We start from the raw sequence: 13,037 nt of genomic DNA on the forward strand, positions 1-13,037 counted from the left end.
GAACTCTGCGGGCCAGGCCCGCAGAGAGTAACCACTATAGGTCAGCCAACGACCATCAGTGATGGTCGACCTTGACGGTCGGATCGGCACCGGCCACCAGCGCGTTGATGGTGGTGTGCGACCAGTTGTTGCCGTCCAGCTTGATACTCACATCGGCGGTGCCACCGCCTTGCGCTGTGAATGCACCGGTGCTGCTGACCAGCAGGGTCGAGGTGCCATTGGAGTCGGTGCTGATCTTCAGGTAGTTGCTCAGGTTGTTGTCGTTCTCGCCCTGCAGCAGGTCGTGCAGGTCGAGGCGGTCGCCTTCGCTGGCCTTGAAGTCAGTGATCTCGTTGCTGCCGGTGTTGCCCTTGGCGAAGACGAAGGTGTCGGCGCCGCTGCCGCCGGTCAGGGTGTTGTTGCCCGAACCGCCGATCAGGATGTCGTTGCCGCTGCCGCCGTCCAGCGTGTCATTGCCACCTTGACCGAACAGGATGTCGTTGCCGGCGCCGCCCTTGAGAATGTCGTTGCCCTCGGCGACCCCATGGCTGTTGGAGTTGTTGCTCAGGGCGATGGTTTCGGCCAGGTGGTCGGTGATGTACTGATGCAGCGCGGCATCGGTGCTCACCCCGGCGAAGGCCTTGAGCGCCGCCGTGCCTTCCAGCGTGGTGCCGGCCGTGTTGGTGTAGGTGATGGTGTCGCCGAACAGGATGTCGTTGCCGTCGCCGCCCAGCAGGGTGTCGTTGCCGTCATTGGTGTAGTGGCCAAGGATGGCGTTGTCGAGGTTGCTGACGTCGATGTTGGTCTGCGAGTGGCCGGTGGTGTCGTAGGTGTCGAGCACCGTGGACTGGATCTGGCTGCCGATGCCGATGGCATGCACGGTCATGTCCAGCGACGGGTCGGTCAGCGCGGCGTAGGCCGCCTTGGCGTGGCTGTCGACCGTGGTCTGGCCGGCCGTGGTGTTCGGCGTGGAGGTCTTGACCACGTCGTAGTTGCCATGGCCGTCGGCCTCGACGTAGCCGATGATCTTGTCCGAGCCGCTGGCCCAGCTGTGCACCTGGCCGCTGCTGTCGACCACTGTGCGGCTGACACCATCGACCACGGCGGTCAGGGCGGTGGTCTGGCCCAGGGTGTAATTGCTGCTGTTGACCAGCGAATCGAAGGTCTCGCCCGACAACTTGCCGATGTTGGTGGTGACCTGGGCGCCGTAGGTGTTCGGCACACCGTCGGTGATGAAGTAAGTGACGTTGGTTGCGCCGGCGGTCACGCTGCTGCTGTTGAACCAATTGGCCGCAGCCTTCAGCGCGTCCTCGTAGTTGGTCACGTCGTAGGAGTGCGAAACCATGTTGTTGATCACGGCCTGCAACTGCGCCAGCGCGGCGTTGCCGTCGGCGAGGTTGACCGAGACCTGCGACTCGACCTTGGTGTCGAAGTCCACCAGCAACACCTTGACCACGCCGGAGCCGGCTTTCAGCGCGTCGGCGCTCATGGTCTGGTAGAGGCTGGTCAGCTGCGACTTGATGGTGTCCATCGCGCTGCTGCCGATGCTGCCGGAGGTGTCGACGACGAAGGCGATGTTGTAGCTCTGGCCCTGGGCGATCGGCGCCGAGACGTCGGCCACCATCACGGTGTTGGTGCCGTCGGCTGCCGTCAGGGTGTCATCGCCGCTGCTGCCGTCAGTGCTGACGTAGGTCGCTGGGGCGATGTCCACGGTCATGGTCGCGGCGGCGCCAATGGTCAAGCCGTCGGTCGGCGCGTACTGGAAGGTGGTGTAGTCGGCCTGGTGGTTGCCCACGCCGCTGCCGCCGAACGAGCTGTTGCCCGACTCGTAGGCATCCGGCACGAAGCGCAGCTGGCCGGCGTCGATGGTGGCCTTGCTGATCCAGTTGCCGGCGGTGACGTCGGCCTGGGTCAGGGTGGTCCAGCTGCCGTCGCTGTTCTGCAACTGCAGCACGCCATCGGCCGGCAGTTTGGTGATGGCGATGCCCAGGGCGCTCGGGCTGCTGTCACTGTCGGTGATGTGCAGGTCGGCCCACTGCACGGTCAGCGGGGTGTTCTCGCTGCCGCTGATCAGGCTGTCGGTGGCCACCGGCGCCTGGTTCACCGCGTCCACGGTGACGTGGATGACGGTGGAGCTCGACGCCGTGCTGCTGGTGTTGGCGGTTTCGGTGGCCGTGGCGGTGACGGTCAGGTCGAAGTTGCCGACGAAGTTGCTCGGTGGGGTGACGCTGAGCTTGCTCAGGTCCCAACCGGTGACATCGACGGTGCCGGAAGCGTTCGACGAATGAGTGCCGTCGCTCAACGAAGCGCCAGCGGGCACGCCGCTGATGGCCACGGTGTGGGCTTCCGAGCCGTCGTTGTCGGTGAAGGTGGCGGTCACGCTGCTGAGCTTGATCGCGGTGTTCTCGGCGCCTTCGTTCAGCTGGTAGCCGGCGTAGTGGCCCTCGCCATTGCTGTCGACGTGGGCGACCACGGTGACGCCCTGGCTGGTCAGGTCGCTGATGCTGGTGTAGGTCGGCGCGGTCGAGCTGCCCAGTTCCACGGCAGTGCCGCCGTCCACCGAGAGCTTGACGTCGTAGTTGCCCGGACCGTTCTGGTTGTAGTGGTAGATGTCCAGCGTGTAGTAGCCGGTCTCCAGCGGGGTGTAGGTGCTGCTGGTGATGGCGCCGCTGTGGTTGGCCCAGGTGGCTTGCGCCACGGTGGTGCCGCCCACGGTCACGGCCAGGCTGTCGTCGGCGGTGCCGGCGAAGCTGTAGGTGTGGCCGGCTTCGAGGTAGATCAGGCCGCTGGTTTTCGAGGCTACGCCCTGGGTCACGCTCGTGGCATGGGCATCGGTAGCGTGCGCGGTGCTGCTGGCCGCCACGGCGGTGCCGCCGATCTTGCTGATTAGCGTTGCGGCATCGGCGCCACCACCACCGCTGCCGAGGCCGGCGATGGTGCCGACCCAGGTCTGCTTGGTCAGGCCGGTGGCAACCAGGCTGTCGCTGCCCTGGGTGACAGTCGGCGCGTCGGCAATCGGCGTGACCTGAATGTTCAGGGTCGCAGCGCTGCCGGTGACGGTGCCGTCGGTGGGCGCGTACTGCAGTTGCGCGTAGACCTGGTCCAGGTTGCCGACGCCGCTCTGGGTGCCGCTCGATTCATTGCTGCCTGGCACGAAGCGCAGGTCGCCGGCGTCGATGCTGGCTTTGCTGAAATAATTGCCGTTAGCCACGTCGGCCTGGGTCAGGGTCACCCAGGTACCGTTCTGCTGGTACTGGATCACGCCGTTGGCCGGCAGCTGGGTGATGGCGATGCCCAGCGCGCTGCTCGCGGTGTCGACGTCGCTGATGTGCAGGTCGGCCCACTGGATGGCGATCGGCTGATCTTCGTTGCCGGTCACGGTGCCGCCGGCCGCTACCGGGGCGTCGTCGACCGCAACCACGGTGATGGCCAGGTTCTGGGTGGACTGCACTGGGGTGGCGACGCCGTCGTTATCGATGGCGGTCACCACGGCGTTGACCGTGCCGTTGAAATCCTTCGGACCGGTGAACAGCAGGTTGCTGGTGTTCCAGCCATCGATTTCCACCGACTGGCTGGCGCTGGTGATGGTCACGGTATGCGCGGCGGTACCGTCGGTGATCACCGAGCCTTCCGGCAGCCCGGAGAGGAACAGCTTGATGGTTTCCGAGCCATCGGTGTCGGCGCTGGTGGCAGTGATGCTCGACAGCAGGATCTGGTGATCTTCCAGGCCGGTATTGCGCACCTCGCTGACCGCGATGTTGTCCATCAGGCCGCCGTAGGAATTGCTGTCGGCGGCCTGGAAGGTCAGGGTGGCATTGCCCGTGGTGTCCACTGGCACCTGGAAGGTGTAGTGGGTCATGGTGGTGCTGGCACTGTCGAGGGTGCCGACCAGCGTGGTGCCCCAGTAAACGTTGATCACCGAGTCGCCGGTGTGGCCTTCGCGCGCCGCGTAGTCGACGTCGATCTGGTAGGTCGCGCCCGCGCGGGTGGCGATGGTGGTGTAGAGGTCGGCGGCGTCGCCCTTGTTCTGCTCCAGCTCGATGACCTGGCTGTTGCTGTTGGTCACGCCGTACAGGTCCTGCGCCTTGCCGATCTCGACGGTGCCTTCGCTGTTGTGGGTGTTCCACACGCCCTGGCCGCCAATGCTGGCGACCGAGAGGAAGCCCAGCGGGTTGACCGCGACGTTCTCGAAGTTGGCGAAGAGGAACTGGCCACCGCCGCTCAGGTCGATCACCGGCACGTCGGAGACCGGGTGGATGTCGACGTTCAGGGTGGTGGCATTGCCGACGGCGTCGCCTGCCACCGGCTTGAAGCCGATCTGCGCGTAGTCGTGCTGCATGTTGCCGACGCCATTGCCGGCGTAGCTGCTGTCGCCCGACTCGTTGGCGGCCGGCACGAATTGCAGCTTGCCGGCGTCGATGTCGGCCTTGCTGAAGACGGTGCCATTGGTCACATCGGCCTGGGTGACGTCCGTCCACACGCCGGCTGCGTTCTGATATTGCAGCACGCCATTGGCCGGCAGGCTGGTGATGATCACGCCTTCGCTGGCGCCCAGGCTGCTGCTGACATTGTTGGCGACGCCGAAGTCGCTCCAGGTGATGGCCAGCGGCGTGTCTTCAAAACCCACCGCGCCAGGGCTCTGGGCCAGGGGCAGGTCGTTGTCGACGATGGTCGTGGTGACGCTGCTGGCATTGCCGTTGGGCACCAGGTTTTCGTAGTTGCCGCCGGTGGGGTTGACCACGCTGATGGTGAAGCTGCGGGCGCCGTCGACCAGGCTGTTGTCGAGGGTGGAAACCGCGAAGTTCACCGAGCTCTGACCATTGGGGATGGTCACCGAGGTCACGCCGGTGAAGTCGGTGCCGTTGGCGGCCACGCCACTGTAGGTCAGCTGCACGACCACGTCGCCTTGCGGCGGGTTGCTCAGGGTCAGGGTGTAGCCTGCGTCCTGGCCTTCGACCACTTGGCTCGCGCCGGTCAGGCTGACCGTGGTGGTGTCGATCGAGTCGGTGACCTGGGTGGTGGCGGGCGTGGTGCTCGGCACCAGGCTTTCGAAGTTGCCGCCGGTGGCGCCGGTGATGGTCACGTTGACCGGATGCGCGTCGATGTACACGTCGTTCGGCGCAGTGGCCACGTCCACGGTGCCGACGGTGTTGCCGGCGGCGATGGTGATGGTCTGGTTATTCGACAGGGTGACGGTGACGTCGGTCTGTGCGGCGTTGGCCAGGGTCGCGGTGTAGGTGATCGCGCCGCCTTCGACCACGCTCGGGGTGGCGGTCAGGCTGAGGTTGGTGACGTCGATCGAATCGTTGATCTGCGTGGTGGCCGGCGTGGTGCTCGGTACCAGGTTCTCGAAGTTGCCACCGGTAGCGGCGGTGATGGTAGTGCTGACGGTGCTGGCGTTGTTGTAGACGTCATTGGCAGGCGTCTGGAAGTCCACGGTGCCGGTGGTCTTGCCGGCGTCGATGGTGATGGTCTGGCCGTTGGACAGGGTCAGGCTCACCGCAGTCTGCGCGGCGCTGGTCAGGGTCGCGGTGTAGGTGATGACGCCGCCTTCGGTGATGCTCGGCGTTGCCGCCAGGCTGACCGTGGTGGTGTCGATCGAGTCGGTGACCTGGGTGGTGGCGGGCGTGGTGCTCGGCACCAGGCTTTCGAAGTTGCCACCGGTGGCGCCGGTGATGGTCACGTTGACCGGATGCGCGTCGATGTACACGTCGTTCGGCGCAGTGGCCACATCCACGGTGCCGACGGTGTTGCCGGCGGCGATGGTGATGGTCTGGTTATTCGACAGGGTGACGGTGACGTCGGTCTGTGCGGCGTTGGTCAGGGTCGCGGTGTAGGTGATCGCGCCGCCTTCGACCACGCTCGGGGTAGCGGTCAGGCTGAGGTTGGTGACGTCGATCGAATCGCTGATCTGCGTGGTGGCCGGCGTGGTGCTCGGTACCAGGTTCTCGAAGTTGCCACCGGTAGCGGCGGTGATGGTAGTGCTGACGGTGCTGGCGTTGTTGTAGACGTCGTTGGCCGGCGTCTGGAAGTCCACGGTGCCGGTGGTCTTGCCGGCGTCGATGGTGATGGTCTGGCCGTTGGACAGGGTCAGGCTCACCGCAGTCTGCGCGGCGCTGGTCAGGGTCGCGGTGTAAGTGATGACGCCGCCTTCGGTGACGCTCGGCGTGGCTGTCAGGCTGGCCGTGGTGGTGTCGATCGAATCGGTGACCTGGGTGGTGGCCGGCGTGGTGCTCGGGGTCAGGGTATCGAAGCCGCCGCCGCTGGCACCGGTGATGCCGACGTTGACCGTGTGTGCGTCGACGTACACGTCGTTCGCGGCGGTCTGGAAGTCGACGCTGCCGGTGGTGTTGCCGGCGGCGATGGTGATGGTCTGGCCGTTGGACAGGTTTACGGTCACCGCGCTGGAAGCGGCGCTGCTCAAGGTCGCGGTGTAGGTGATGACGCCGCCTTCGACGACACTGGCCGCGGCGCCCAGGGTCAGGGTCGCGGTCTGCGGGGTGGCGGCGGCGGTGGTGTTGTCATTGACCACCGGGTTGACCTGCAGGGTGTCGAGGACCACCCCGTTGGGGTTGTAGTCGGTGGGGAAACCGATGGTCGGGTCCACCGAGCCGCCGACGGCGGTCAGCATCACGAAGCTGTGGCTGCCACCGCCTTCGCCACCCGTGTCGGCGGCGCCGGCTGCGGTAGCGTCGAGTTGGGTGGTCGGGTCGGCACCGGCGGCGATCGCCTGTTGCAGTTCGGCCACGGAGGGCGCCTGCTGCGCGGCGATGTCGGTGATCTGCGCGGTATCGGGAGCGGCGGCGCTCCACTGGCTGTCACGGCCCAGGTCGATGGTCCGACCGTCCTGCAGTTCCAGGGTCACTGCACCTGCGGCGCCGGTCTGGATCTGTTCACCGGCCAGCAACCGGTCTCCCTCGATGAGCACACGTTGAACCCCTTCCGGGGATACGGCGATGACTTGGCCAACAATACTTTTAACGATGGCAACAGCAGTGCTCATTGGGAAACTCTCCGGTTTTGCCGTTCAGTTGGTATCCATAGGACCGACCGGCCTTCTATTGCCTTTTCAGGCAGAGGACTTGATTAGGGGTTGAAGCATTTTTGTAGTTTTGAATCGACAAATGTCTGATCGCCAATACATTGGCATTTGCCGACTGGGGTCGGGATTATGCCAAAGTATTGACCTTGCCACATGACCCAGCGGGCGACGTCGCAATAGCACTCTGATACTACACCCGCGTACGGGTTATCGGCCGCGATTGGACGACCGTTACAAATATTCCGACATGCGGCTCAGAGGCAACATCGCGAGAGCCGCTGTCCCAGACCCTGGCCGCTATCGGCAAAGGGCTAGCATGCTAACCCCGCAATCAATCCAGCCGGGGCTTTGAGCGATGAAATCGTCAACCGTTCATCGCATAAGCACAAATCCTGCCATTGCCCGTCTGTGCCCTTCTGCGAGCGCTCCGGAGCTCGCGCAAGCGCTTGAACCCTCGCGCAAGCGCTTGAACCATATAGACTCCCGCCCGATGCACGAGCCGTAGCGGCAGTTATGCAGCGCCATTGGATCGACAGGCTTGGCGCCGGAATTTGTCAAAAGTGACAAAAAACGGCGTGCCGATGGGCAGAACCCGTCACTGCGCCGATCTTTATCGGCGCTGCGAGCCCATTAAGCAGGGAATGTGACCACGGTGCCCAGGGCCGTGCCCTGCAGTTTCGACCTGCCTGGCCGATAAACCAGCAACGACCTTGCGCAGCCTCTGCCCGCGCGGGTTTGCCGGGGCTTGGCACTGCTTGTGCAATGCGCCCTGCGTGAGGCGTCAAGAGGCCGGCATGGCGGTTCAGGCCAGGCGGATGGATTAATGCACAGAGTGAGAGTGTCAGCGTGGAATCAGAAGTAACTCAGGCCGAATACAGCCATGACCCGCGAAACCAGCACGACGATCCGTTGCTCGACGGCTTGCTGGCTCTCTGCGCGCTGCATCAGAAGCCCGCCAGCCGCGCCATGCTGACCACCGGCCTGCCACTGCCGGCGCAACGCCTGAGCCCCGAATTGCTCAGCCGCGCCGCCGCTCGCGCTGGCCTGCAAGGCCGCCTGCTGCGGCGCAAGCTCGAGGCGATCCCGGCCATCGCCCTGCCGGCCATGCTGCTCCTCAAGGACAACCGCGCAGCCATCCTGCTCGGCTGGGAAGGCGAGCAGGCGCGCCTGCTGCTCAGCGAGAGCGATGGCGGCGAGGTGCGGGTGAGCCGCGAACTGCTGCTGGATGACTACAGCGGCCGGGTATTCTTCGCCCAGCCGCAGCACAAATTCGATACCAACACCGGCACCTTGATTCCGCGGGCCCGCTCCTGGTTTCGAGACACCCTCAAGCGCTCGCGCTGGCTGTATGCCGACGCCATCGCCGCCAGCCTGGTAATCAACCTGATCGCCCTGGCGGCGCCGCTGTTCGTGATGAACGTGTACGACCGTGTGGTGCCCAACCAGGCCACCGCGACCTTGTGGATCCTCGCGGCCGGCATCACCGGCGCCTACCTGTTCGACCTGCTGCTCAAGGGCCTGCGCGGCTTGTGCCTTGACCTGGCCGGGAAGAAGACCGACCTGATCATCTCTGCCACGCTGTTCGAGCGCATCGTCGGCATGTCGATGAAATTCCGCCCGGCGCGGGTCGGCAGCTTTGCGCAGAACATTCATGAATTCCAGGGCATGCGCGACTTTCTCACCTCGTTGACCCTGGCCAGCCTGATCGATTTGCCGTTCACCGTGATCATCCTTGCGGTCATCGCCCTGCTGGGCGGCAATCTGGTGTGGATTCCGATCATCGCCTTCCCCCTGGCCCTGGGCATCGGCCACCTCCTGCAAAAACCGCTGACCGCCACCATGGAACGCACCATGGCACTGGGCTCCGAGCGGCAGTCGAGCCTGATCGAAACCCTCGCCGGGCTGGACGCGGTCAAGGTCAACAACGCCGAAAGCGAGCGCCAGTACCAGTGGGAACAGACCATCGGCACCCTCAGCCGCCTGGAGCTGCGGGTCAAGGTGCTGTCGAGCCTGGCCATGAACATCACCCTGCTGATCCAGCAAATGGCCGGCGTGGCGATGATCGCCTGCGGCGTGTACCAGATCATCGACGGCAACCTGAGCATGGGCGGCCTGGTGGCCTGCTACATGCTCAGCGGCCGCGCCCTCGGCCCTCTGGCACAACTCTCGGGTCTGCTGACCCGTTACCAGCAAGCCAAGGTGACCATGGTTTCGGTCGACCAGATGATGGAGTTGCCGCAAGAGCGCAGCTTCGAAGAGCGCCCCATGAGCCGTGCCGTGCTGCAGGGCGCCATCGAGCTGCGCAACCTCAATTTCACCTACCCCGGCCAGCAGAATCTGGCCCTGGCCAACGTCAACCTGAGTGTGCGCCCGGGCGAGAAGATCGGCATCATCGGCCGCAGCGGCTCGGGCAAGAGCTCGCTGGCCAAGCTGCTGGTAGGCCTTTACCAGGCAGATAGCGGCCAATTGCTGGTGGACGGCGTGGACATCAACCAGATCGACGTCAGCGAGTTGCGCCACAACATCGGCTACGTGCCCCAGGACATCCAGCTCTTGGCCGGTACCCTGCGCGACAACCTGGTGTCCGGTGCCCGGTACGTGGAAGACGAGCTGGTGTTGCAGGCCGCTGAGCTGGCCGGCGTGCACGAGTTTGCCCGCCTGCACCCGCAGGGTTACGAACTGCAGGTCGGCGAGCGTGGCCAGAACCTCTCCGGTGGGCAGCGGCAGAACGTTGCCCTGGGCCGCGCGCTGCTGCTCAATCCGCCGATACTGCTGCTGGACGAACCCACCAGCGCCATGGACAACACCGGCGAAGAGCGGCTCAAGCAGCGCCTGCAGTCGGTGGTGGAAAACAAGACCGTCATCCTCGTCACTCACCGTGCCTCGCTGCTGTCGCTGGTCGACCGCCTGCTGGTGATCGACCGTGGCCAGATCCTCGCCGATGGCCCGAAAGCCGCCGTGATGGAAGCGTTGAAGAAGGGGCAGATCAGTGTTGCTTAAATCCGCAGTGGGCTATTTCAAGGGGGGCGCCTCGCTGGATGGCCAGCCGCTGCCCGAGGTCAAGAAAGCGCTGATCGACGACGCACCGCGTATCGTCCGGCTGACCATCTGGGGCGTGATCGCGTTCTTCGCGTTTCTCGTCGGCTGGGCGCATTTCGCGGTGATCGACGAGGTCACCAAGGGCGAAGGCAAGGCCATCCCGTCGTCCAAGGTACAGAAGATCCAGAACCTGGAGGGCGGTATCGTCGCCGAGATCTACGTCAAGGAAGGGCAGATCGTCGAAGCCGGCGCGCCGTTGCTGCGCCTGGACGACACCCGTTTCGCCTCCAACGTCGGCGAGACCGAAGCTGACCGCGTGGCCATGGAACTGCGTGTCGAGCGTCTCAGTGCCGAAGTCGACGACCGCCCGCTGAAGATCACCGACGACGCTCGCAAGTCGGTGCCCAACCAGGCCGCCAACGAAGAGTCGCTGTACCAGAGCCGCAAGCAGCAGCTCAATGACGAGGTCGGTGGCCTGCAACAGCAATTGCTGCAGAAGCAGCAGGAACTGCGCGAGTTCACCGCCAAGCAGGGCCAGTACAGCAGCAGCCTGGCGCTGCTGCGCCAGGAGATCAATATGTCCGAGCCGCTGGTCAAGGCCGGCGCGGTGTCGCCGGTGGAGATGCTGCGGCTCAAACGCTCGGAAGTCGAACTGCGCGGGCAGATGGACGGCACCACCCTGGCCATTCCGCGGGCCCAGGCGGCCATCGAGGAAGTGCGCCGCAAGATCGACGAGACTCGCGGCAAATTCCGCAGCGACGCCCTGACCCAACTCAACGAAGCGCGCACCGACCTGAGCAAGGCCCAGGCCACCGGCAAGGCGCTGGACGATCGGGTCAAGCGCACCATGGTCACCTCGCCGGTGCGTGGCATCGTCAAGCAGCTGCTGGTCAACACCGTGGGCGGCATCGTCCAGCCGGGCAGCGACCTGCTGGAAATCGTGCCGCTGGATGACACCTTGCTGATCGAGGCGCGCATCCGTCCGCAGGACATCGCCTTCCTTCACCCCGGCCAGGAAGCCATGATCAAGTTCACCGCCTATGACTACACCATCTATGGCGGCCTGAAGGGCAAGCTGGAGCAGATCGGCGCCGACACCGTGCAGGACGAAGAAAAGAAAAACACCTTCTACGTGATCAAGCTGCGCACCGACCGCAGCCACCTGGGCAGCGACGACAAGCCGCTGCTGATCATCCCCGGCATGGTTGCTTCGGTGGACATCATCACCGGCAAGAAGAGCGTGCTGAGCTACCTGCTCAAGCCGATCATCAAGGCCCGCGCCGAGTCGTTGCACGAGCGCTAGGCTGCGACAGGTCCAAGGCCCGCGCGCAGCGGGCTCCGATGTGCATCTTATCCTCTGGATGTTATGTCTGCATAACGTTCTGCCTGAAAAGTTATGCTGGCATAACAATAGACGAACAGGGTAATGTAACGTATACATGACCTAACACCTCCGGAGTTACGCAGGCATAACATGGACCCGCAACTCATCGTCGAGCGTCTTGGTCGACAGATCACCCAGATGCGCAAACATCGTGGCATGACCATCATGCAGCTCGCCGAACTGGCTGGGGTCACCCGGCAAAAGCTCGCGGAAATCGAGAAAGGCCGGCTCACGGTCTCCATGCACTCGTACGCCAAGGTCATCGCCGCGATGAGTTCCGAACTGGCGATCCAGCCCGCACGGCGGCCGACTCTGGACGAACTGCGCGAGATATTTCAGTGAAACCGATGGATCGTGCACTCATCCTTACGCCGGCTGGTCTGAGTGGCGAGTTGTCCTACAGCCCCGCTGAGGATTACCGGTTTCGCTACGGCATTGGCGCAACCCAAGACCTGCAGATAAGCCTGACCATGCCGATCCGCGATTCGAGCTATACCTCTCGCGCCTTGCATCCCGTCTTCCAAATGAATCTGCCAGAGGGCTATGTCCTCGAACAGTTGCGCAACCGCCTGGCCAAAAGCACCCCGATCAATCCGATGTTGCTCATGGCGCTCGCCGGTAGCGGTTCGCCCATTGGCAGAGTCAGGGTTGAGGCGCCTTCGCTGGACGAATGGCTTCAGCGCGCGCCGCAGCCGTCCGGGGAGAGGCTCGACGAGCTGCTGGCCTGGGATGGTGCGCAGGATCTGTTCGCCAGCTTGCTCGACAAGTACATCCTGCGCTCCGGTATTTCCGGGGTTCAGCCCAAGTTGATCGTTCCTGAACAGGTCAGCCCCGACAGCAAGGTCAAGGTGCTGACGCCGGAACTGATCGTCAAGACGGGCAGGGATGATTTTCCTGGCCTGGCGATCAACGAGTTCGTGTGCATGGACGCCGCGCGCCGGGCCGGGATCGCCGTGCCCGAGTTCTTTCTTTCCGACAATCGCCGGCTGTTCGTGATGCGGCGCTTTGATCGTGCGGCCGACCAGCGTCCTTTGGGGTTCGAGGACATGGCAGTGCTGACCGGGCTGGGTACCGAAGACAAATACAACTCCAGCTACGAGAAAATCGCCAGGGTATTGCGGCTGTTCTGCGCGCCGACGTTGCTCAAGGGCAGCCTGGAGCAGCTGTTCGATATGGTCGCGCTGAGCTGCATGGTCGGCAATGGCGATGGCCATTTGAAAAACTTCGGCCTGCTGTACGAAGACCCACTGGGCGCTGATGCGCGACTGGCTCCGGCTTACGACATCGTAAATACCACCGCCTACCTCCCGGAGGATTCGCTGGCCCTGAGCCTGGCCGGTTCCAAGAGCCTGTTTCGGTCACGCCTGGGCATCCTCGACTTTGCCCAGAGCTGCGAGATTCGTGATGCCAAGGCAAGGCTTCGACGGTTGATAGAAGCGGTCGAGGAGTCGTTGGCGGTCAATCGCCCTTTAGCGCCATCCGCGCCCCACGTGTTCGAGGCCATCGCCCATGCCCAAGGTCTCTTCGCCCAGACATTCCGCTGATCCCGAATATTTCAAAATAAAAATTCCAAAAATAAAATAGATAGAATCT

At 64.0% G+C, this 13,037-nt stretch carries 5 protein-coding genes; 4 read left to right on the plus strand and 1 reads right to left on the minus strand.

Annotated elements, in window-relative coordinates; genetic code table 11:
- Window positions 1-55: 55 nt before the first annotated feature.
- Window positions 56-6,982, minus strand: a complete 6,927-nt coding sequence (locus SFA35_RS01175) for a retention module-containing protein (RefSeq protein WP_320574298.1) — start codon at window positions 6,980-6,982, stop codon at window positions 56-58.
- 885 nt (window positions 6,983-7,867) lie between these two features.
- On the opposite strand from SFA35_RS01175, the gene SFA35_RS01180 reads away from it, so the two are divergent.
- The 4 genes from SFA35_RS01180 to SFA35_RS01195 all read left to right on the plus strand — a co-directional run bounded on the left by SFA35_RS01180 (window position 7,868) and on the right by SFA35_RS01195 (window position 12,988).
- Complete coding sequence (locus SFA35_RS01180) at window positions 7,868-10,021, plus strand: type I secretion system permease/ATPase (protein WP_320574300.1); 2,154 nt, start codon at window positions 7,868-7,870, stop codon at window positions 10,019-10,021.
- Window positions 10,011-11,363 carry an HlyD family type I secretion periplasmic adaptor subunit gene (locus SFA35_RS01185; protein ID WP_320574302.1) on the plus strand — a complete coding sequence of 451 codons (1,353 nt, stop codon included), beginning with the start codon at window positions 10,011-10,013 and terminating at the stop codon, window positions 11,361-11,363. The genes SFA35_RS01180 and SFA35_RS01185 overlap by 11 nt, the downstream gene beginning before the upstream one ends.
- A gap of 171 nt (window positions 11,364-11,534) precedes the next feature.
- On the plus strand, window positions 11,535-11,786 hold the full coding sequence (locus tag SFA35_RS01190) for a helix-turn-helix domain-containing protein (RefSeq protein WP_320574304.1): 252 nt from the start codon (window positions 11,535-11,537) through the stop codon (window positions 11,784-11,786).
- Between the two features lie 5 nt (window positions 11,787-11,791).
- Window positions 11,792-12,988, plus strand: a complete 1,197-nt coding sequence (locus tag SFA35_RS01195; protein WP_320574306.1) for a type II toxin-antitoxin system HipA family toxin — start codon at window positions 11,792-11,794, stop codon at window positions 12,986-12,988.
- Window positions 12,989-13,037 lie beyond the last annotated feature (49 nt).

This window comes from Pseudomonas sp. HR96, from assembly GCF_034059295.1.
GTDB lineage: Bacteria > Pseudomonadota > Gammaproteobacteria > Pseudomonadales > Pseudomonadaceae > Aquipseudomonas.

What these genes read in the sequence shown, in the direction of transcription:
- SFA35_RS01195 (WP_320574306.1), top strand. Translation starts at nt 11,792, where the DNA reads ATGGATCGTGCACTCATCCTTACGCCGGCTGGTCTGAGTGGCGAGTTG.
- SFA35_RS01175 (WP_320574298.1), bottom strand. Translation starts at nt 6,982, where the DNA reads ATGAGCACTGCTGTTGCCATCGTTAAAAGTATTGTTGGCCAAGTCATC.
- SFA35_RS01190 (WP_320574304.1), top strand. Translation starts at nt 11,535, where the DNA reads ATGGACCCGCAACTCATCGTCGAGCGTCTTGGTCGACAGATCACCCAG.